The sequence below is a fragment of the Paeniglutamicibacter sp. Y32M11 genome (genome assembly GCF_019285735.1).
Taxonomy (GTDB): Bacteria; Actinomycetota; Actinomycetes; order Actinomycetales; family Micrococcaceae; genus Paeniglutamicibacter.
Genome location: NZ_CP079107.1, coordinates 3,907,350 through 3,929,008 on the forward strand (window position 1 = coordinate 3,907,350; position 21,659 = coordinate 3,929,008).

Sequence of the window (21,659 nt, forward strand, 5' to 3'; positions counted from 1 at the left end):
CATGTCTATTCATCCCGAAATTGCCAAGATCTTGGCCATGATCCCGGCACCCGACGGTTCGCCACTTGACCCGGTAGCGATGCGCGCCGGAGAGGCCGCGCACGTCGGCCCGCTTGCCGATCGCCTGCCGATGTTCAAGGTCGAAGACATCAACGCCGACACCGCAGCCGGCCAAGTGCCAGTGCGGATCTACACCCCCGATGCCGCCGACTCCCACGGGGTGCTGGTCTACGTCCACGGTGGAGCATTCTTCCTGGGTTCCTTGGACACCCACGACCACGTCGCCCGTGCCCTAGCCAAGGAAACCGGCCACAAGGTTATCTCGGTCGGCTACCGGCTGTCACCCGAGGCGCTCTTCCCGGCCGGCCTAGATGACTGCTACGCGGTACTGCGCTGGGTGGCGGAAAACGGCCAGAACCTCGGCTGGAACTCCCAGAACCTGGCGATTGCCGGGGACAGCTCCGGTGGAACGTTTGCCGCCGCCATCGCGGCCAAGGCGCACGACGACGAATTTACCGCCCTCACACACCAAATCCTCTTCTACCCCTCACTGGATCTGGACTTCGATGTTGATCGCTACCCCTCGATGCGCGAAAACGCCGTCGGATACGGATTGGAGACCGCAGGCCTTGCGCCCTTCAATTCCTTCTACCTGAACAGCGGCGCGAATCCGGCAGACCCGTTGGTCTCCCCGATCAAGCGTGCGGATGTTTCCGGCCTGGCGCCGGCGCTGGTCATCACCGCCGAATTTGATCCGCTGCGCGACGAGGGCGAGCTCTACGCCAAGCGCCTGAAAGAGGCCGGCGTGGAAACGACGTTGAGCCGCTACGCGGGTGCGAACCACGGTTTCGTGCAGAACTTCTCCTGGATCCCGGAGTTCGCGAAGGCCTTTGTCGAAACCGGAGCATTCCTGAACAAGGGTTAATCCCCCACCCTCGTTACCTCAGGAGGCGGCACGAACCACGTGGTTCGTGCCGCCTCCTGCAATTCCAGAACCACCCTCTTGGCGCTCGCTCGCACATCAATCACCCGCTACCTTCACTCCCCCAACCCTCAGGAACACACATGACAACGATCAATATCAGGGACTTCATCGCCGAGGCACGGTTCAACCGATTCCACGCCGGCATGTTGTTCTGGTCCTGCTTCATCATCACCTTCGACATGTACGACCTCATCGTTTACGGCTCCGTCCTGCCGGTGCTGATGAAGGAATGGTCGATGGATCCGATCCAGGCCGGAGCCATCGGCAGTTACGGCATCTTCGGGATGATGGTCGGCGCGATTCTCTTTGGGATTCTCGCCGACAAGTTGGGGCGCAAGCGTGTACTCATGGCCAGCGTCATCCTCTTCTCACTCGCCTCGGCGCTGTGCGGCATCGCCCCCGGACCACTGGAGTTCTCAATCCTGCGCTTCCTGGGCGGCCTGGGCATCGGAGGCATCCTGCCGTGCCTGATCGCCATGCTCACCGACTACGCACCCAAAGGCCGGGCCAACACCTTCATCGCCGTGCTCATGTGCTTCTTTTCCGTGGGCGGCATCCTCGCGGCCTTCGTGTCGATGCTGTTGCTTCCGAGTCTCGGCTGGCACGCTGTCTACTTCGTTGCGGCTCTTCCTCTGCTGTTGTTGCCGTTTATGCACAAGTACTTCCTAGATTCCCCCGCCGTGCTTCTGGGCAAGGGCCGGATCAGCGAACTCCGCACTGCCCTGGCCAAGGTCAACCCGGCGGGCGAGCTGCGGGGAAATGTCGAATTCACCGGCTTGCAGGACCGCGAAGCTGGCAGCCCCGTGCGCGCGCTATTCACCCACCGGCGCGCACTGGGGACCATCATGATCTGGGTCGCGTTTTTCATGTGCCTGCTGATGATCAACGGGGTCTCGATCTGGCTGCCCAAGTTGATGGTCACCGCGGGGTACGCCCTAAATTCATCGCTGACCTTCATGATCGTGCTGAACGTGGGTGCCATCGCCGGCACCCTGTTGCTGGGCAAGCTCTCCGACAAATGGGGCGTCAAGAAGGTCCTGGTCCCGATGTTTGTCATCTCCGCCATCTCGCTGACGCTGCTGGGCTACGGCAACAACATGGCCATTTTGCTGGTCTTGGTATTCATCACCGGTGCTTGCACCATGGGGGCGCAGAACATTTCCTACTCGTTCGTTTCGCAGTACTACCCGTCCTTCATGCGATCAACCGCTATCGGCTTGGCTTCGGGCGTCGGGCGGCTCGGTGCCATTGTCGGCCCGACCTTCGGCGGTGTCCTGTTGACCATGAACCTACCGGTGCAGATGAACTTCCTCTTCTTCGCCATCCCGGGCCTCTTTGCCGCGTTGGCCTTCACGTTTGTTCCGCTTGCCTCCAGGGCACGCGGGGCGCAGGAGCGCGACAACGGCCCGGAAGCATTTGCCGCTAATTCCGCGTCGAGAGCCACATAGGGAACCGGGCATCGCACCTTCCCGGCCGGTTCCGCCACCCACCGGCACGATACCTGTCAACCAACCACAGCAGTTATTCAAGGAGGAATACCATGGTCACAGAACAACTAGAGACCGGCACCGGTAGCGGTCGCCGTACATTTCTGGCGGGCAGCATTGGAGCGCTGGGTGCACTCACGCTCGCAGGCTGCGTACCCGCCGCCGGGATCGAAGCATCCGCTGGCCCGGCGACGGTGACTCGTGCCGATTCCGCGGAGCCGTCGGGAACTCCCCTGGCCGCCGAATCGGCGGCGGTGACGACCCGTACCCGAGTGGTGCTGCTCGGCACCGCTGGCGGCCCGGCGATTGTGGAAAATTCGCGCTGCGGAATCAGCACGGCGGTGCTCTACGGCGACCGCGTGTATCTGGTGGATCTGGGCCATGCCTCCCATAACCGCATGATCGATGCGGGCCTAGCCTCCGAAACCCCGGGCGCGGGGTCATTCGCACGTGTCCGCGGGATCTTCTTCACCCACCTGCACAGCGACCACACCGTCGAGTGGCCCGCGGTGTATGCCACGGGCGCACAAAACGTGGTCGGCCGGACGTGGGAGGATCCAATCCGGGTCTTCGGCCCGGGCGATCGCGGAACCCTGCCCCGCCTGAACCCACCCGGTCGGAAGGCACCGGAGGTGTTTGGCCCTGAATCGCCCACTCCGGGCATTGTAGGCACCACCGCGCTGCTTCGGCAGGCCTTCGCTGCGGACTTCAACGACCGCATGCGCGATAGCAACTTCGGCAACCCCGATGCCACTTTCGAAATCCAGGACATCGATCTGGACGGCGTCTGGGATATTGATCCGGACGGCGTGCCGCCTCGTCTGGACAAGCCCCTCGAGATCTGGCAGGACGGCGACGTCAAGATCACGGCCACCCTGGTTGACCACCACCCCACTGCGCCGGCGTTTGCTTATCGCTTCGACACCCCCGATGGATCGGTGGTGGTATCGGGCGACACCAATGTCAGCGCGAACCTCATTGACCTCGCGAGGGGTTGCGACGTGCTGGTCCATGAGGTCATCGACCCGGCCTATGTGGATCGGGTTGCCGCAAACCTTCCGGAAGAGGCCAGGGAGCCGTTGAAGAAGCACCTGCTCGAATCGCACACCACCATTGAGCAGGTCGGGCGGGACGTCGCCGAGAAGGCGGGTGCCAAAACCCTGGTGCTCTCGCACCTGGTGCCCGGCAACAATCCGGTCGAATCCTGGCAGCGCGCCCAGGAGGGATACTCCGGGAAACTGATCGTGGGAACAGACCTGAGACAGGTCCCGGTCGGATAGATCGCCCTGCCCAACACCTAGGTTCGAAGCACGGGGACAGGACAAGCGGCGGCGCGCATCAGTGGATGCGCGCCGCCGCTCTGCTCCCCGCGGGGTTCCGTACTATTCGGCCCAGGCGGATCCCTGGATGACCTCCAAGAAGTCGCCACGCTGGAACCCCGGGACGAAGTGGGCCAGCACGTCGGCCTTCACGTTGCCAAAGGTCGTGTCGGGGCGGTCCTTGAGGCCGTTGGCAAACGCGGCCAAGATCTGGTTCTTGAAATCCGGGCGCGGGTGCGCCGCCACAACGGCATTGCGCTGCTCGTCGCTGATCGCGTCGTAGCCGATGCCCAGCACGTCGAGCTCGACGCCGCGGGTCACCAACGCGATTTCCGGTGCCATGTGCAGCGGGATTTCCGGGGTGGTGTGCAGCGCGATGCCCGACCAGACCTTGTCCGCAGCCTCGCCGGTGATGCCGTATTCACTCAGGAAGCGACGAGCCTCGTCGGCGGCGTCAATCTCGAAGCGCTGGTCGGTTCGGCGGTACTTGTCCGTGAGTCCGAGGTCATGGAACATGGCCCCGACGTACAGCAGCTCGGGATCGTATTGAAGCCCCTGCTCCTGGCCGCGCAGTGAACCGAAGATGAATACCCTGCGGGAGTGGTCATAGACGAGTTCGGTCGCCGCCCCGCGGAGCAGGTCGGTGGCGTCCTTGGCCATCTTGCTGTCTGGGATCCGGATGCCTGCAATGGTCTCGGTCATGGATGCTTGCCGCCTTCTGGGACTCGGTGTGTCATGGATGCTCCTTTCATCCTGCCCTGGCGGGCTATGCTGGCGACATGTCTATATTGCCTACTTTCCCTCAATTTCGGACATGAGCATGCGAATTGGATTGCTGGTCTTCGACGGCATGACCATGCTTGATGCCAGTGGGCCAGCAGAGGTGTTCAACCTCGCCGACCCCACACGGCAGCACTACGAGGTTGTTTATGTCTCCCCCGCAGGTGGGCCGGTGGTGTCATCCTCGGGGCTCGAACTCTCGCGGACGCTCGCCGCCGCCACTGTCGGAGACATAGACACGTTACTGGTGGTCGGAGGGCCATCCCTGCCGGATGACGGGTTGCCTCCGAAGCTTTTAGAAGCCGTCAAAGATCTAACCGCCGGCGCGCGGCGGGTCGCATCGGTATGCACCGGGGCATTTGTTTTGGCGGAGCTGGGCTACCTCGATGGGCGGCGGGCCACCACTCATTGGCGCCACGCGCGCACCCTGGCGGCACGGTATCCGCTCATCAAGGTCGAAGAAGACGTCATCCATGTCCGCGATGGCCGCTATCTAACCTCCGCGGGCATCAGCGCGGGCATTGATTTGGCTCTCGCCATGGTCGAAGATGACCTCGGCGTCCAGACAGCGCGGGAAACTGCCCGCGAACTGGTGATGTTCATGCAACGACCCGGAGGCCAAACCCAGTTCTCGACGGCACTAAGCACCCCTCCAGTACAGAACGGTCTGTTGCGGGCTCTCATGGATTCGGTCTTGGCCGATCCCGCCGACGCGCACACCGTGGCCTCGATGGCGGCGGCCGCCGGGGTGAGCGTGCGCCATCTGAACCGGATGTTCAGAGCTGAAGCAGGAACGACGCCGGCTCGCTGGATCGAACGGGTGCGCGTCGATGCGGCACGATCGCTCATCCTCGACGGCCACCGAATGACGCTCGTGGCGCAGCTCAGCGGATTCGGCAGCGACGAGACGCTCCGACGGGCGTTCGCCCGCCAACTCGACACCACACCGACCAGCTTCCGCGACCGCTTTACCACGACCCGAAAAGATAGCGGAGTCACCGGCGATTAGCTCAGCGGAAGACGGCCTTGTCATCGCGGCCCGGGCCACGCGAAGCCCAGAACGGTGGGAACGGGCAGGGGAATCCGTCAGTTGGCCGCTTTCGCCGCCCGACGGTAGCCATCCAGCGTGGTGAAGAAGGGAGATGGCTCCAGCGTCGGATCCCCGGTGTAACCGATTTCTCGGGCTACGGACTCGAACGGCGAATAGGCCGAGTCGGATTCCGTCAGGCCAGCTTCCAATGCCTTGTGTGCTGCGGCGGCAACCCGGGCCTCAATATCGATGGCTTCCTGCAGCGCCTTCTGGGCACCCACGGCATCCAGTTCGACGTCGTAGGCGACGCCATCGGCGCCCTTGTACGGGTGGCCAAGGTATAGGTGATTGGGGCGCACCTCATCGCGCAGGTACTCCAATGATGTGCGGTAGGCCGCCGGGTCCTCATAGCCTGGGAAACCATTGGCCGCCCCATGGATCTGCACCGCATCTCCCACAAAGACCGAATTCTGCCCGTCCACCACGTAGGCAACGGAGCCCTCGGTATGCCCGGGAATGTGGTGCACCGAGACGGTGACATCTCCGCCAAGAGAAATGATTTCGCCGCCGCTCACCAGGATGCTTGGCTCCATCTCTCCGGAAATCACGATGTTGGCGGCCTTTTTCTGATCAGCAACACCATTCGGTTCCTTGAGGTACTGCGCCCGCACATCAATGTATTGATCCAGATGGGCGGCCCGCGAACGCAGCAAGGGAGCATCCTTCTCGTGGATCACGACCTTGGCGCGTCGGCCGGTGAGCTCCCAGAGGGCAACGGCGCCACCCATGTGGTCGATATGCCCGTGGGTCAGCAGGATCCACCGAACGTCTTCGATGTTCCGCCCGAGTTTCTTGAGCTCTTCCACCATGCCCTCGGCGGGCGAGGAAGAGATCCCGGTGTCAATGATGGCCGGTTCGGGAGCATCGATAAAAAAGCTGTAGAGACCAAAACGGCCCCAAGGAGATACCAGTGGGTGGACGTTAACTACTTGGCTCATGCTCGGGCTACTCTCCTGATGTGGCGGGGCGGCTTCATCATCGTCGAGACTAGTTCACCTCTATTCCATGAACCAGCGACAATGACCGCGTGGTCTTGCACATGGCTACTTTATTATAATAATATGTTTATGTCACGCCTGATGTGTGTGCCAGCCAGGTGAACACTTGGCTCAAGACGTTGCTAAGGAAGTTTCACCCCTCATGACCGATTTCACGACGTTTAATGCAGGCGGCCACCCGATCTCCATTCGCAAGGACCTGCGCGTTCCGATGCGCGACGGCGTCATCCTTGCCGCGGATGCCTATGAGGGAAGTGAACAAAAGCCCCGTCCCGCCCTAGTGGCCCTTAGCCCCTACGGCAAGGAACTCCAGGCCTTGGCCCTGACCACTCCGCCGCAGCGCCGTCCCTCCCCCATGTGGGACGGTTGCATCGAAGCCGGCGACATCGCCCGCATCGTGAAAGAAGACTACGTCCACGTCATCGGGGATCTGCGCGGTTCGGGCGACTCGGAGGGCGAACACATCGGCAACTACAACGCCGGCGGCGTTTCCTTGGGTCAGGACGCCTATGACTTCATCGAATGGGTCGCCGCCCAACCTTGGTGCGATGGCAACGTCGGCATGGTTGGCATTTCCTACTTCGGCTCCATGCAGGTGCTAGCAGCGGCCGAGCGTCCACCAAGCCTCAAGGCCATCTTCGTCTCCGGTGGCCACTACGACTTCTACGAAACCACCTATCACGGCGGTGTCATGTGGTTCATGCCGCGCGCCGCCCGCGAAGGTCGCGGAGGAGACTCCGGCTGGGCCTTCACCGATGGTGTCAAGTCCCGCATGGTCGAGAAGTACTCCAAGGAAGAACTCAAGGAACTTGTCGCCAAGCGCCTGCAGGACCCGGATGTTGCCGCCTGGCCCAACCTGGTCCATGTGCTGAACTACCCGAAGAACCACGAGGCCTGGTTCGACATCGTGATGAACGAGCTTGACGGCGAATGGTACGAGGAACGCAACCCGATTAACCTTGCCAAGAATATCGACATCCCGGTCTACCTGCAGTTGGATCAGGGCCGCGGCTGGACCCTCGATGGCACCATCGAACTCTTCGATACACTCACCGGCCCCAAGAAATTGGACATTGGCCCCTACCCGCCGATGCAGTCACGTCCCTTCATCGAGGAACACGAGAAAATGTTCCGCTGGTACGACTACTGGCTCAAGGGCATCAACAATGGCGTGATGGACGAGCCGGCCGTGAGTGTCTTCGTCGAGGGATCGCGCGAAACGATCACCGCGGATTCCTGGCCGCCGAAGGATATCGAATACACGAACCTCTACCTGCGCCCGCGCCACAAGCTCTCCACCGAGCCCGAAACCATGGGTGTTGAATATGCAGCCCCGGACGGCTTCTACCAGGCACCGCTGACCGTGACGGACAAGGTCGAAATCATCACGTGGGAGACCCCGGTCTTCGAGGAAGCCTGCGAGATGATGGGCACCGGAGCCGCACACATCTTTGCGGAGATCGATGCGGTGGACACCAACTTCATCCTGCGCATGTGGGACTACGCCCCGAATGGCAAGCGCCAGCTGATCACCACCGGTTATCTCAAGGCCTCGCACAACGAGCTCGACGAGCGCACCACCGAGGGCAACCCGTTCCACCCGCACACCCGCTCGGTGCCCGTCACCCCGGGAAAGATCGAAGAATACGTGCTTCGCCTCTACCCGTTCGCCAATACGTTTATGCCCGGCCACAAGCTGGTGGCGGAGCTTTCCAACGCCGAGCCGCTGAGCGATGAGCACAACTCGCTATTGCCGCCGGATGCCTTCCACCTGCCGGTGGGTCGTCCGGTCACGCACAAGATTTACCGCGACGCCGCGCACCAGTCCCGCCTCGTATTGCCATTCACCACGAGCAAGGCGGCTCACGCCACCTCGAACTAGTAGCTCGGGGAGCCAAGCGCTTCCTACATGCCTTGGGCGCGACCTCCGGATTGATTCCGGAGCTCGCGCCCAAGGCATGTAGGGACATAAAAAGCATCACCGAACGTCAGCGCCCCGTAGCCGGGAACAGATGAACGGCGGCAGAATGGTCACATGGCCGAGAGCGCACCGAACACCCAGTGGCAGACTCATCCGGTCACTCCCGACCGGTTCGAAGATTTCGCCGACGTCATCAATCCGACCCGGCGGGATACCCACTGCTGGTGCCTGTCGCATCGCCTGGGCGTCAAGGACATCGAGGATCTCGGCGGGGGCAGCCGCAAGACCGCGATGCGCAGTCTCTGCGAACGGGAGAACCCTCCGGGGGTGATCACCTATCGCGACGGGGTAGCCGTCGGCTGGTGCAGCATCGGTCCTCGCGCGGAGATCCCGCGGCTGGCCGCCTCCAAGCTCATCCGTCCCGTGGACGAGGTCCCGGTGTGGAGCATCATCTGCGTGGTGGTGCGTAGCGGGCACCGCCGGCAGGGGGTTACTGCTCATCTACTCGAGGGCGCCGTGGACTACGCCGCATCCCGGGGCGCACCGGCCGTGGAGGCCCACCCGGTGGATCTCGACGGACGCATGGACACCACCATGGCGTTCGTCGGCACCCGCGCGATGTTCGAGCAGGCCGGGTTCCGGATCATCGGTACCACCGGCGCGATGGCCAGCAGGATGCCACGGTTGATCATGCGCCGCGACCTTTGACGGGCGTGCGTTGCCTTACCGCGGGTGTTTAGGTGAGCGACCAGGAGCGCTTGGAGAGCCCGAACCAGAAACCGTCGATGGCGGTCTTGGCCTCAATACCACCCGACGCATAGGCAGCACCAAGGGCGACATAAAGCGGTGCCCAGTGCTCGGAGCGCGGGTGCGCCTCGCGAGCGGCCGGCGCCTTATGCAGGAAGTCGAGAATGGAATCCACGTCTCCACGACCCAGTGCTTCTTCGGCCCACTGGTCAAATTCGCTGGAGGCGGCCGGTGGGGTGGAATCGGGGCCACCTGCCGGGTTGAACCAGCGCAGGTTGTGCGTGGTGAAGCCGGAGCCGATAATCATGGTGCCGCGATCACGCAGCGGGGCCAGCGACTGACCCAAGGCAAAGAGACCTTGCGGATCCAGCGTGGGCATCGACATCTGCACCACCGGGACGTCGGCGTCGGGGAACATTTCCTTCAGCGGGACGTAGGCTCCGTGGTCCAGACCGCGGGTCTCATCGCGCTCGACGTGATGTCCGTGGTTTCCGGTCAGACGGGCAACTTCGTCTGCCAATTCCGGCGCCATCGGAGCGTCGTAGCGCACGTCGTAGTAGTGCTGCGGGAAGCCCCAGAAGTCATAAACCAGTTCTTGTTTCTGGCGCGTGGCACTGAGCGACACGGGAGCATTTTCCCAGTGAGCGGAGATCATCAGGATGTCTTTGGGCTTTTCCATGGTCTCGGACCACGCCGCCAACTCGGCGGTCCAGGTGGCATCATCGGCAAGCGGTGGTGCGCCATGGGAGAGAAAGAGTACCGGTGGACGGTCGGCTGCAGTAGTCATGACCCCATCGTACACCCATTTTGGTTGATGCTTCAAGTAAAATGGGCAACCGGAATCAAACTGCTCTGACGCACCTGCAGTTCGGGCGAAATCAAGAGATCGGGTCGGGGGGCGAGCACCGTAACAACGGCACCCCACCCCCGACCCGAAGCAGCCGCTTAGACTAGTGGGATTCGGGCAGCGCGGCGTCCATGTCCGGTTCCGTAGCGCCCCTCAGCCCAAAGTAACTCAGCGCGGCAGCGACCAGTGCTGCAATCGCCACCACCAGATAGGCCTGCGCAAATCCGGCGCCCAGGGCCACCAGCGCATACTCGCTCCCCGCGGCTCCAGGGACGCCGGCGGGCAGTGAATTCAGAGCGATCGGGCCGCCGGCCTCAGCGATTCCCATAGCGGGTCCGAGTTGGTCCGGGGACAGGTCCGAGGTCTGCAGGGAAACCATCAGACGACTTCCGGCGGCACTGAGTGCCACTGCGCCGACCAGCACCGGCCCCAGGGCAAACCCGAGGTCGCGCAGCAGGTTGGTGGTGGCCGAGGCCATGCCGGTCAACTGGCGCGGCACCGAGTTCACCGCAATGGCGGTCATCGGGCTCAGCGTGAAGGCGAAACCCAGACCAACCAGCAGGCAGGGCACAATGAAGGCAGTGACGTCACGCTCCAAGACGTCGAAGCCCGAGGCAATCAGTGCGCCGGCACCCATGGCCATGAAACCGAAGGTCATCAGCCAGCGGGAGCCGAACCGCGCCTGCAGGCGGGAGATGACCGGGATCAAGACAAAGGCAGGGCCCTGCAACAGTAGGAAGAGTAGCCCGAGGAACATCGGGTTCTGGTGCTGCACCGGACCGAGCCACATGCTGGTGGTGAAGCACGCGCCGAGGAAGGCGAACATGCCCACCACCGCGACGATTGAGGAGACGGTGAACTGGCGAATGGCAAAGAGACGCAGGTCAAGCAGCGGGGATTCCACCTTCAGCTCGATAGCCACAAACACCGCGAGCAACACGGCGCCGACGACCAGTGAACCAAGCACATAGCCGGCGCTCCACCCGGCCTCCGGCCCCTGGACCAGGCCAAAGAGCACCAGGATTAGACCAATCGCGAACGTAATCTGGCCCCAGATATCCACGGATCGAGAGCGCTCGGAGTGCGCCTCTCGCGCCAAGAGCGCGGTGAGTGCCAACGCCATCAGCGACACGATGGCGACGACAACATAGGCGTTGCGCCAGGAGCCGAGCCCGGCCATCACCCCTCCAAGCAGCGGAGAGAGTGCCGAACCGGCGGAGAGGAAGCCCGCCCAGATGGCAATACCGCGGATGCGTTCACCCATATTGCGTGACACGGCGGCAACTAGGGCCAGCGAGGCCGGGAAAATCGCTCCGGCACCGAGCCCGTTGATGGCCGAACCGACCCACATGAGCTGGACGGTGGGTGCCAGTGCGCACACCACGGAACCAACTGCCACGAGCGCGGCTCCGCCGAGCACCAACTTACGGTGACCAAACTTATCGCCCAGCAGTCCAAAGGTCAGCTCAAAGACGACAACCAGCACCATGAAGGACGCGGTAATCCAGGTCAGCTGGGAGCCCACGGTGTTAAACGTGCTTTGGAATTCGCCATTCAGCGCACCCGGCAGGGCGTTGGCGATCTGGGCAACCATCACCGTCAGCGAGGCCGCGACCAAGGTGCCGCGGATCGATCGCTTGGCCGAAGACGCCTGCTGCGGCGGGTGGGACCGGGTAGCCGCCGGAATACCGGCTTCCGAATCATGACTCATGGTAGTGACTCCTTGGTTTGCGGTGTGGTGAAGCCCCGGGAACCGGTGGAACCCGACTGCATGTCGGTGGTGATCCAAGGCCCGGCCCAGTGCCGCACCCAACGGCGGCCGGCAGGTCCCAGCTTGTCCAGTGTCGGCATATCTGCCTGCCGGACGGGAAAGTTCCAACGATCATTCCCCGAAGTCGGATCACTTGTGGCCTGGCTCACGGAGAATCGCTAACAGCATGACATCTGGCAAGACGGAGTGTCAAGCCAAATTTGTGGGACACCCCACATTTTGGCAATTTCACCGGCGCCGGAGCGCTGCGCTCTGGCTGCCAAAGGGGGCCGTGCCGTGCTGCGGGCAGCAAAAAACCGCCCGGCCAATGGCCGAGCGGCAGCAATGCGGGGGCGAACTTAGGAGCCGGAACCCTCATTGCAGAGCAGGTGATACCAAGAGCCAGTCATGGTTTCCAGTGCGATGTCGCGGTCCACGACCCAACCTCGGCGGAACCAGCGAACGGAGAGGAATTCCAGTTCGCCGAAGGCGAGCGTGCAGCGAATGCGCCGACTGTCCTCCTCGAAGCGGCCGGCCCGGTCCAGTCCGGCCTGCATGCTCCCGATGGCATCGTCGAACCACGAATCAATGGAGTCCTGGATGTCTGATTCCACCGCCGCGGCCTGGTGGGAGACGATGACGTAGTCCTTAATGTCGACCCACTGGTCGAACTTGCGCCCGAGCCAGGTCTTCAGCACCGCACGGTCACCCGAGGCCACCACCTCTGTCAACGAAGGGTTGTCGATACTGGTCAGCATCTCGTTGGTGCGCTCGACCAACGCACGTACCAGCTCGGCCTTGGAGCCGAAATGTAGGTAAAAGGTCGCCCGGGTGGCACCGACCCGGGTGGCGATGTCATCGATTGTGGTGGCGGAGTATCCTTGTTCGGCAAACGCCGCTAACCCCTCCTCCAGCAACCGCCGGCGAGTCATTTGCTTCTGCGCTTCCCTCAATGTGGCCATGACCTTCAGCCTAGACGATTCCACTCTTTCCCCGAGACCGCGGTGAGCGCCGGAGAGCCACCAGTGATTCTGCTGTGCAGAATGTCTTGGTGTCGGGACGTCGGCCGGCCCTACGGTTGATGAAACAGATCACATCGCCGCCCCAGGGTGCGCAGCAGATTCAAGGAGCAGCATGCAGTTCTACCAAGATGGCTACCGCCCGGGCGACCCGGATATCCGCCGCGCAGCTCCCGGACGCCGCACCCCGGGGACCTTCCCCACCCAGGTCGACGTCCTCATCGCCGGCACCGGCCCCGCAGGTTCGGTCCTGGCCGCTCAGCTGGCCGAGTTCCCGGACATCTCCACCCTTGTTGTCGAACGCCGCGAAGCAGCCCTCGAGCTGGGCCACGCCGACGGGGTGGCCTGCCGCACCGTGGAGATGTTCAACGGCTTTGGTCTGGCCGAAGCCCTGATGCGCGAGGCCTACTGGGTTAACGAGACCAGCTTCTGGGGCCCCGGTTCCGCCGACGGGATCGAGCGCACCGGGCGGATCCAGGACGTCGCCGACGGCCTCTCCGAATACCCTCACGTGATCGTGAACCAGGCCCGCATGCAGGACATGCTCTTCGAGCACATGGCCAACTCCCCCAGCCGACTGGTCCCCGACTACGGACTGGAGCTCATCGACGTGACGATCGCCGAAACCGGCGACTACCCCGTCACCGCAAGACTGCGCCGCACCGGCGAGGAACCCGGCAACGAGATCACCATGCAAGCCAAGTACGTGGTGGGCTGCGAGGGCGCGCGCTCGAACGTGCGCCGCTCGCTGGGCATCAAGATGCAGGGGGATGCCCGTAACCACGCCTGGGGTGTCATGGACATGCTGGCCGTCACCGACTTCCCCGACATCCGCCTGAAGGCCGCCATTCAGTCGGCCTCCGGCGGCTCCATTCTGCTGATCCCGCGCGAGGGCGGCTACCTGGTGCGCCTCTACGTTGACTTGGGCGATATCGACCCGGGAGACCGCGAGGCCCGCGGGCGTTTCACCGCCGATTCGGTCATCGAGGCGGCACAAAAGATTCTGCACCCCTACACGCTGGACGTGAAGGAAATCGCCTGGTGGAGCGTTTACGAGGTGGGCCAGCGCATCGCCGAGCGGTTCGACGACGTGTTGCCCGAGGACCGCGGCACCCGGACCCCGCGCGTGTTCATCGCTGGGGACGCCTGCCACACGCATAGCGCCAAGGCCGGTCAGGGCATGAATGTGTCCATGCAGGATGGCTTCAACCTCGGCTGGAAGTTGGCAGCGGTGCTGCAGGGCCGCAGCCCAGAATCCCTGCTGGACACCTACTCCGCCGAACGCCAGGTCATCGCCCAGGAGCTGATCGACTTCGATTTGAAATGGTCCACTGCGATGGCTGCCAAGCCCAAGGACCCGGCGAACCCGGAGGCCGGCGGCATGGACGCCGCCGAACGCCAGTCCATCTTCACCCAGGGTGGGCGGTTCACCGCCGGCTTCGCCACCGACTACGCCCCAAGCATGATCACCGGGGAAGACACCCACGAGCACCTGGCCACCGGCTTCCCGGTCGGCGAGCGCTTCCACTCCTCCGGCGTCATCCGGCTTGCCGATGCCAAGCCGCTGCAGCTCGGCCACCAGGCCCTGGCCGACGGCCGCTGGCGGATCTACGCCTTCGCCGACGCCGCCCGCCCCGACGCCGCTGAATCGCGACTGGCCGCATTCAGCACCTACTTGGGGCAGGATCCTTCCTCCCCGGTGCGCACCTTCACCCCGGCGGGTGCCGACGACGACGCGGTCTTCGACGTCCGTGCGGTGCTGCAGCAGGGACACCGCGAGGTGGAGCCAGGGGATGTGCCAGCATTCCTCTTCCCACGTAAGGCACCGCTGGGGCTCATCGACTACGAGAAGGTCTTCACCGCCGACGCGGCGAACGATATCTTCGAGGCCCGCGGCATCAACCGCGAGCACGGCGCGATTGTGGTGGTCCGTCCCGACCAGTACGTGGCGCACGTGCTACCCCTTGATGCCCACGCGGAGCTGACACGTTTCTTCGCTGGCATCATGACCACCCCGACGCTACCGTAGTCCGACCTCGTCCGTGCGGCCGGGGCAGGGCCTCGCGGCACGGCTTGAGGGACATGGATATGGATGCGGCGAGTCTGGCGCGCCGGCTCCATGGACGCGCCAAGGTCCGCACCCGGGGCCATGCGCTGAACATCGGGTGCGCCGATCTCCCGGGCCCGGGGAGCTGCAGTGCGCCAGGGCGATTTCCCTGCTGCGATCCACCGGCCATGCAAACGGCAAGAGGCCGGGCCGCGGCCGACCCAGGGGATCGACTGCGGCCCGGCCTCTTCCACCGGTTCCGGCGGAATCAGGAAGCGATGGCCAGCAGCGGGACCAGCAGCGAGGTCACGAACAGCACCAGCGCGCCGCCGAGTCGGTTGGTCAGCGCGGCGAAGGGCATCAGGTGCATGCGGTTCGCCGCGCTGAGCACCGCGACATCTCCGCTGCCGCCGGTGTCGGCCATGACCAACCCCGGGGTAATGGACGCCTCGACGAAGTTGAACTTCATGAGCCAACCCAGGAATCCGGAGGTCAGAGTGGAGATCAGCACCGTGGCAACCGTCAGTACGATGAACTTCGGGTTACTCAGCGAGGTTACAACCTCGCCCATGTCGATGTAGCTGATACTCACGCCCACCAGTAGCGCCGGAACCATGGTGGCACCCACCATGTCACCCCAGTCCGCGGTGGATTCCTCAATGTCCTTGGGCAGCCAGCCGAAGATCTTCACCGCGGCCGCGGCAATGATGGTCCAGGCATAGGGGTGCAAGACCTCAACGAACGAGCCGACCAGCTGGCCGAAGATGAACAGTGCACCGGCGAAAAGCAGGCCCTTGCCCAGCGCAATGAACGAGGAGGCTTCGTTTTTCGGCGGGACGGCCGGTTCCGGGTGCGGCCCTGACGAGCAACAATCGAGTGGAAGCATCGGACCAAGTCAGAAACCGTGCCAGGGCAGGGTGATCACCTCTCTGCACTGGCAAGCGATCCCTCCCGCATTCAGGTTGTCGTCTCCGCACGCCCTTGGCACGCGGGCTCCGAGTCAAAATGAATCCGCCAGCACTCGACGGTATCAATTACATCCTAGACGAACGTTTTCACTGACTTTGAGGATAACGTTTTTGGTCTGTCAGTCCCCTTTATAGGGACCTCGGAAGCATCACGGCGGCTCGGCACCGGCCCATGCCCATGCCCTAGACGCAGATCCTATAGGTTGTTGTTTTGGCCACCTCCAAGATCACGCGTAGCGCCCAATCCTATGTAATTGGTCTTGATCTCGGTGTTTCACGCCGGGCCTAGCGGTGCCGCTGAACCGTGTAACTAACTCCCCGGCCGGACTTCAGCGCATCAGTTGCGCATGCGGCGCAACAAATCGATGCCGAATTGGAAATGGGCAAACAACTTTGGCCACGCGCCTTCCGGTCCTCAGAGGCCCCAGACCCGCGCGTTTTCCAGGGCCTGCTCCACGTCCGAGGCCTCCAGTTTCCGGTAGAGGCTGCGCATTTGGGTCTTGACCGTGTTTTCGGACCGGTAACCGGCCTCGGCGATCTGTTTCCGTGTCATCCCAGCACGCAGTTGATGCAAGATTTCTTGTTCTCGCGTACTAAGTACCGGTCGCTTGGGGATCGGTGTGGGCGCGAGATCCAGCGCATAGCCCAGGCGTTGAAGCTCTTCTGGCTCAAGTACCAAGGAACGCCCGACCTCGGACCACCCGGGAACCATGCCCAAAATCGACAGCTCGTAAAGTACTCCCGATTCTTGGTGCAGACGCTGTAGACGTTGCGCCAAGGCTGGCGTGGGGCCTTGAGGGTTCCGTGCGGCGAGATCCAAATACAGTGCCAGATTGCCCCTCCGCCGCAAACCCCGAGTAACCGGGACATCTTCAAGGGCAGCCAGCGCAGCGTTCGGATTTCCGTTCAGCAGGTGGCCGAGCGCCACTAGTAGTGGATCCCTCTTTTCGGCACCGCTGCCATGGCGCATCACGCCGCCTTGCAGAATCTCCACCAGCATCAACGTATCGTCGAACAGCCGCCGTGCCAAGGGCGAGTCCGCCGCGTAGCGACGCTCCGCACGGATCGAGGAGATCATCCTCTTCGCGACCTCGAAATTGCCAATATTAATCTTTTGCAGCGCCAGTTGCTGGCCATGGACGGGCCAGAATTCGTCGTGGTCCAGTTTCGGAGGCAACGCCTCCATGGCCTGCTCAAAGCCCAGATAATCCAGACGGGCCAGCGACAGATAGGCGCGGGCCATGGCTGCGCAGCGAGCCACCATCACCCTGCCCCAACCAACATCTCCGATGACGGCATCATGCGCGGCCAGCCAGCGCGTCGCGGCGGCACTGTCACCTTCTAGGACGTCGAGCAGGGCCAGCTTTCCGGTCACATCCGCGAGCAGGAATGCTTTCCCAGAGATCTGTGCCCAGTGGAAACCCGACTCATAGGCCTGGCGCGCTTCGGAATCTTTGCCCGCTAAATACAGGGAAATTCCTGCTTGGAGTTCGGTCAATGCCACCAGCGCCGGATTGAGCCTTTCGGCGTCAAGCCCGCGATGCAACGTCGCTCTTAGACGTGCCGCAGCAGTCCCAGCTTCGACATACAACCCTGACATTCGAAGATTAACCATCTCCAGCATGCCCACGGTCAGTGCGTGGGCATTAGGTTTGTTGGCCAGCCGCAGCGCATCCCGATGCAAGCGTTGGGCTGTGTGGTTTGTGGCGTAATCTGGCTCGAACACAGGGGGCTGAAGGGACAGGCCGTGCTGGTCCACCGAACCGAGAATACGCAGGCCAACTCGCATGTATTCGGTCTGTTCCGCTATGAAGCGCGGGATCTTTGACGCAATGACGCCCAGTTGCCGGGGGTTGCCGATGAAAACATCCACCCAATGATCCAGCAACAGGTCCAACAACGCCGGCCAACGCCGATGGGCCACGGCAGATTCCACGGCCGCCTCCACCCCATGGGTTGCCGCCATGGCGTTGACGGCGGCTCTTTCCAGAGCCACAACACGTTCACGTAGTCCGACGCGTTCCACCAATATTTGCCGCACCATCCGCGGCATCATCCAGCCACCTAGACCGTCAGGCTGCACCAGACCCGCCTGGACGAGATCGTCCAGGGTGTGTATCACCGGGGAAAATTCGCCGTAGAAGGCCTCGACGGTGCACCCGGCGAATACGGGCAGGAAGGCCGCTTCGCTTAATGCCCCGGTGGGGTCGCGGTGAGCCAGCCAGCGAGCCAATCCTCCCGCGATGCTCTGCTGGGCGCGAGTGCTGGCCTGCGGATCATCGGAAAGGATCAGCAGGGCCGCCAGCCAGCCTCCGGACAACTCGTGGAGGTGGTGGGGATCGGGCTGTTCGGCCCGCGTTTCAGATCCTACAAACTGCCTGATTTCCGCGAGATTCAACAACAAATCCCCCTGATCGGCGACAAGGCACGGGGTACGCGAGGTTAGAGCCCAGATCGAAGCAGCAGGCGCCAAGATGACGGCAAGGTGCAGCCCGGGATCCGAATGAAGCCGTTGCACTAGGTGATCCACAGCGATGGCAACGTCAATTCCCCCACCGGACCAGTCAAGTACCTCACCGGAGCGGTTCCCGATCCACGAGCGTGCAAAATACCGGCGGCCGGTTCCGGCCGCAGACCGGATGAAGAGCAACCTGCCGTTTCCATCGGCCCAGGAGAGGAATCTGGGCAGGGTGGGATGAGCATCCGGCAGACCGGAGGTAGCCCCCATTTCACTCCTGCTCTTCATGCACTTTTTCCCGGCCCGACTCCGGGCTATTCGGTACCTCATCCTAAGTGGCAATCCCTCTATCTTGCCCTCCTCATGCCGGTATAAATCGGACCCCGATTCCATTGCCGGAGTCTCGCTGGAAATCAGCCGCGCAAGCGTACCGAGCCGCCGCTGGTGAAGCCTCAGGTGGGCGCGGATAATCCAATCCGTTCCACTCACCGATGGAGCTGCCCGCACCTCCCCTAGAATTGAACTTGATTTCGGTTTTCCCGCACTGCCACGGTGTATCAGTTCTTCGAATGCCACGTGTCCTTCGGGATTGACCGATCCACCGCACCTGCCTTTTCGAACGGACCATGTTCATGCCCTCCTCGCCCGCCACCGAGGCCATCCCCTCACCGGATGAACGCCAATCGATCCGACGCACCCTACGTTCTCCCAAGCGTCTGGGCATCGAGGTCCTCGGCGGACTGGTGGTGGCACTGGCACTGATCCCGGAGGCAATCGCGTTCTCCGTCATCGCCGGAGTTGACCCGCGGGTGGGACTGTTCTCGGCCTTCACCATGGCGGTGACCATAGCGTTTGTGGGTGGCCGCCCGGCGATGATCTCAGCAGCCACCGGTGCGGTGGCCCTGGTCATCGCACCCCTGGTAGCAAGTCACGGGGTGAACTATCTGGTGGTCGCGATCCTGCTGGCCGGAGTCTTCCAGATCCTCTTGGCGGTGCTGGGCGTGGCCAAATTGATGCGCTTTATCCCGCGACAGGTCATGGTCGGGTTTGTAAACGCCCTATCGATTCTGGTGTTTATTGCGCAACTTCAGGAACTCATCAATGTGCCCTGGATGGTTTATCCCCTGCTGGCACTTGCCCTGCTAATCATCTTCGGCCTGCCGAAGCTCACCACGCGGGTCCCCGCCCCGCTGGTGGCCATCGTGATGCTCACGCTCATCACGGTACTCGGAGCCATCACCGTTCCCACCGTGGGCGACAAGGGCGCCCTACCCACCAGCCTTCCCGCGTTGTTTTTCCCGCAGATCCCGCTGACCTTCGAGACCTTCAAGGTCATCGCCCCCTACGCACTGGCCGTGGCCTTCGTGGGCCTGCTCGAATCCCTAATGACGGCCAAGCTGGTGGACGATGTGACGGACACCCGCTCGAGTAAAACTCGCGAGGCTTGGGGCCAGGGGGTGGCCAATCTGGTCACCGGGTTATTCGGCGGTATGGGTGGCTGTGCCATGATCGGCCAGACCATGATCAATGTGAAGGTCTCCGGTGCCCGCACGCGCATCTCCACCTTCCTGGCCGGTGTCTTTTTGCTGGTGTTGGTGGTTGTCTTTGGTGACGTGGTGGCGCTGATCCCGATGGCCGCACTCGTGGCGGTGATGATCTTCGTTTCTTGGGCGACCTTCGACTGGCATTCGATCCGACCCAGCACGCTGCAACGCATGCCCAAGAGCGAAACCGCCGTCATGATCATCACGGTGCTGGCCACGGTGTTTTCACACAACTTGGCCGTGGGTGTGGGCGCCGGTGTGCTCACCGCAATGGTGCTCTTCGCCCGCCGAGTGGCGCACTTTGTCACGGTGACCCGCACCGTGGATGCGGCGGACGAAACCGCCACCTACACGGTCAACGGCGAGCTCTTCTTCGCCTCGTCCAATGACCTCTACACCCAGTTCCAGTACGCACTGGACCCGGTGCACGTGGTCATCGATATGCACGCCTCGCATCTTTGGGATGTTTCCACGCTGGCGGCACTCGACGCTATCACGGCCAAGTACGAGGCCGCCGGCAAGCGGGTTCAGATCGTGGGCCTGAACGAGGCAAGCGCCGCCATGCGCCAGCGCATGGCCGGGCACCTAGGCTAATCACCGATGCGGAGAATCATCGCGACTCCGGTGTTGATGTTTCTCAAAGACATCGATCTACCTAAAAACTCTTAGGTCATCCGCCGCTATCGCGAGTTCGGCGAGCCATGCGGGCACCATCGCCTAGTGGTCGGCGGACTTCTTGGGGTTGGGGTCAGGGATGGGCGCGGCGTATTCGGTCGCTGCCCAGGAGGCGAGGAGTCGCAGTGCCTGTTCGGAGCCGGAACCAGGTTCGCCGGCGTAGATCGTGAGTGTCAGACCGGGTTCGGCCGCCATCTCCAGCCCTTCATACGCCAGGGTGACTTCACCGACAATCGGGTGGTGGAAGGTCTTGGACCCGGCGCCGTGGTGGCGGACGTTATGCGCACTCCACAAACGCCGGAAGTCATCGGAACGAGTACTCAGCTCCCCAATGAGGTCGTGCAGATCCTTGTTGTGCGGATCGCGAGATGCCTCGGTGCGCAAAATCGCGACGATAACTTCGGCAAAAAGTTCCCAGTCGGGGTAGAAGTCGCGGGCCCGAGGGTCGAGGAAGGCATGTCGGGCGATGTTCGGCGGCTGGCCGGGCATCTCAAAGACATCCTTGTAGAAGGCACGAGCCAGCGAGTTGACGGCGAGGATGTCCATGCGTCCATTGCGCACAAAGGCCGGTCCGGCAGTGATGGCGTCCAGCACCCACTGCAGCGATTGGTGCGCCGTCCAGGTTTTGGGGTTCCGTCGACGCGGAGGCCTCGCCACGGGGCTGGCCGCGTGGGCGAGGTCAAAGAGATGGGCTCGTTCGGCATCATCGAGCCGCAACGCCTTGGCGAGAGCGTCAAGGATTTCGGGTGAGACACCACTGATGGAGCCGCGTTCGATGCGGGTGTAGTACTCGATGCTGACCCCGGCCAGGGTGGCGACTTCGTTTCGACGTAGTCCCTTGACCCTTCGGTTGGTGCCGGTGGGGAGGCCAACCTGTTCGGGAGTGACGTTGGCTCGGCGCGAGGAGAGAAATTCGCTGACTTCCGATCGATTGTCCATGCTCCCACGGTAGACGAGACCAGCGCTTGGTGGGAGTCCCTCGCGGTACCACCATCGTCAGAGACTCCTTCCAGCGGTCGAGGTC

The 21,659-nt window shown here is 62.8% G+C and carries 16 protein-coding genes; 8 read left to right on the forward strand and 8 right to left on the reverse strand.

All coding sequences use genetic code 11. The features are described 5' to 3' along the window. Position 1 precedes the first annotated feature (1 nt). The 3 genes from KUF55_RS17365 to KUF55_RS17375 all read left to right on the forward strand — a co-directional run bounded on the left by KUF55_RS17365 (position 2) and on the right by KUF55_RS17375 (position 3,752). Positions 2 to 925: an alpha/beta hydrolase gene (locus tag KUF55_RS17365; protein ID WP_218817463.1), complete on the forward strand. Its 924-nt coding sequence runs from the start codon at positions 2 to 4 to the stop codon at positions 923 to 925. Between the two features lie 140 nt (positions 926 to 1,065). Further along, entirely contained in the window at positions 1,066 to 2,433 is a 1,368-nt protein-coding gene (locus tag KUF55_RS17370; protein ID WP_218817464.1) for an aromatic acid/H+ symport family MFS transporter, read from the forward strand. 92 nt (positions 2,434 to 2,525) lie between these two features. Beyond that, a complete protein-coding gene (locus KUF55_RS17375) occupies positions 2,526 to 3,752 on the forward strand; it encodes an MBL fold metallo-hydrolase (protein ID WP_218817465.1) in 1,227 nt (408 codons plus the stop codon). Between the two features lie 102 nt (positions 3,753 to 3,854). On the opposite strand, the gene KUF55_RS17380 is transcribed toward KUF55_RS17375, so the two are convergent. Further along, positions 3,855 to 4,493 carry an HD domain-containing protein gene (locus KUF55_RS17380; protein ID WP_218817466.1) on the reverse strand — a complete coding sequence of 213 codons (639 nt, stop codon included), beginning with the start codon at positions 4,491 to 4,493 and terminating at the stop codon, positions 3,855 to 3,857. A gap of 118 nt (positions 4,494 to 4,611) precedes the next feature. On the opposite strand from KUF55_RS17380, the gene KUF55_RS17385 reads away from it, so the two are divergent. Continuing rightward, positions 4,612 to 5,580: a GlxA family transcriptional regulator gene (locus tag KUF55_RS17385; RefSeq protein ID WP_255557144.1), complete on the forward strand. Its 969-nt coding sequence runs from the start codon at positions 4,612 to 4,614 to the stop codon at positions 5,578 to 5,580. A gap of 77 nt (positions 5,581 to 5,657) precedes the next feature. Here the strand turns inward: KUF55_RS17385 and KUF55_RS17390 are convergent, their stop codons facing one another. Next, on the reverse strand, positions 5,658 to 6,599 hold the full coding sequence (locus tag KUF55_RS17390) for an MBL fold metallo-hydrolase (protein WP_218817468.1): 942 nt from the start codon (positions 6,597 to 6,599) through the stop codon (positions 5,658 to 5,660). A gap of 202 nt (positions 6,600 to 6,801) precedes the next feature. Between KUF55_RS17390 and KUF55_RS17395 the strand changes: the two genes are divergently transcribed. Next, entirely contained in the window at positions 6,802 to 8,541 is a 1,740-nt protein-coding gene (locus KUF55_RS17395) for a CocE/NonD family hydrolase (RefSeq protein WP_218817469.1), read from the forward strand. Between the two features lie 153 nt (positions 8,542 to 8,694). Continuing rightward, a complete protein-coding gene (locus KUF55_RS17400; RefSeq protein ID WP_218817470.1) occupies positions 8,695 to 9,288 on the forward strand; it encodes a GNAT family N-acetyltransferase in 594 nt (197 codons plus the stop codon). Positions 9,289 to 9,316: 28 nt separating this feature from the next. On the opposite strand, the gene KUF55_RS17405 is transcribed toward KUF55_RS17400, so the two are convergent. The 3 genes from KUF55_RS17405 to KUF55_RS17415 all read right to left on the reverse strand — a co-directional run bounded on the left by KUF55_RS17405 (position 9,317) and on the right by KUF55_RS17415 (position 12,886). Continuing rightward, positions 9,317 to 10,114, reverse strand: a complete 798-nt coding sequence (locus KUF55_RS17405) for a dioxygenase (RefSeq protein ID WP_218817471.1) — start codon at positions 10,112 to 10,114, stop codon at positions 9,317 to 9,319. A gap of 163 nt (positions 10,115 to 10,277) precedes the next feature. Beyond that, a complete protein-coding gene (locus KUF55_RS17410) occupies positions 10,278 to 11,885 on the reverse strand; it encodes an MFS transporter (protein WP_218817472.1) in 1,608 nt (535 codons plus the stop codon). A 398-nt stretch (positions 11,886 to 12,283) separates the two neighbouring features. Beyond that, complete coding sequence (locus tag KUF55_RS17415) at positions 12,284 to 12,886, reverse strand: TetR/AcrR family transcriptional regulator (RefSeq protein WP_255557145.1); 603 nt, start codon at positions 12,884 to 12,886, stop codon at positions 12,284 to 12,286. A gap of 172 nt (positions 12,887 to 13,058) precedes the next feature. Here KUF55_RS17415 and KUF55_RS17420 point away from each other — a divergent pair, with 172 nt between their 5' ends. Continuing rightward, positions 13,059 to 14,972, forward strand: a complete 1,914-nt coding sequence (locus KUF55_RS17420; RefSeq protein WP_218817473.1) for an FAD-binding monooxygenase — start codon at positions 13,059 to 13,061, stop codon at positions 14,970 to 14,972. A gap of 286 nt (positions 14,973 to 15,258) precedes the next feature. On the opposite strand, the gene KUF55_RS17425 is transcribed toward KUF55_RS17420, so the two are convergent. Beyond that, on the reverse strand, positions 15,259 to 15,876 hold the full coding sequence (locus KUF55_RS17425; protein ID WP_132360533.1) for a 2-hydroxycarboxylate transporter family protein: 618 nt from the start codon (positions 15,874 to 15,876) through the stop codon (positions 15,259 to 15,261). A gap of 497 nt (positions 15,877 to 16,373) precedes the next feature. Continuing rightward, on the reverse strand, positions 16,374 to 18,704 hold the full coding sequence (locus KUF55_RS17430) for a LuxR C-terminal-related transcriptional regulator (RefSeq protein ID WP_218817474.1): 2,331 nt from the start codon (positions 18,702 to 18,704) through the stop codon (positions 16,374 to 16,376). Between the two features lie 344 nt (positions 18,705 to 19,048). Between KUF55_RS17430 and KUF55_RS17435 the strand changes: the two genes are divergently transcribed. Then, on the forward strand, positions 19,049 to 20,554 hold the full coding sequence (locus tag KUF55_RS17435) for a SulP family inorganic anion transporter (RefSeq protein ID WP_218817475.1): 1,506 nt from the start codon (positions 19,049 to 19,051) through the stop codon (positions 20,552 to 20,554). A gap of 123 nt (positions 20,555 to 20,677) precedes the next feature. Here the strand turns inward: KUF55_RS17435 and KUF55_RS17440 are convergent, their stop codons facing one another. Continuing rightward, the gene (locus KUF55_RS17440; RefSeq protein ID WP_132360539.1) at positions 20,678 to 21,574 is read right to left on the reverse strand and encodes a helix-turn-helix transcriptional regulator; all 897 of its coding nucleotides are present in this window, start codon (positions 21,572 to 21,574) and stop codon (positions 20,678 to 20,680) included. Positions 21,575 to 21,659 lie beyond the last annotated feature (85 nt).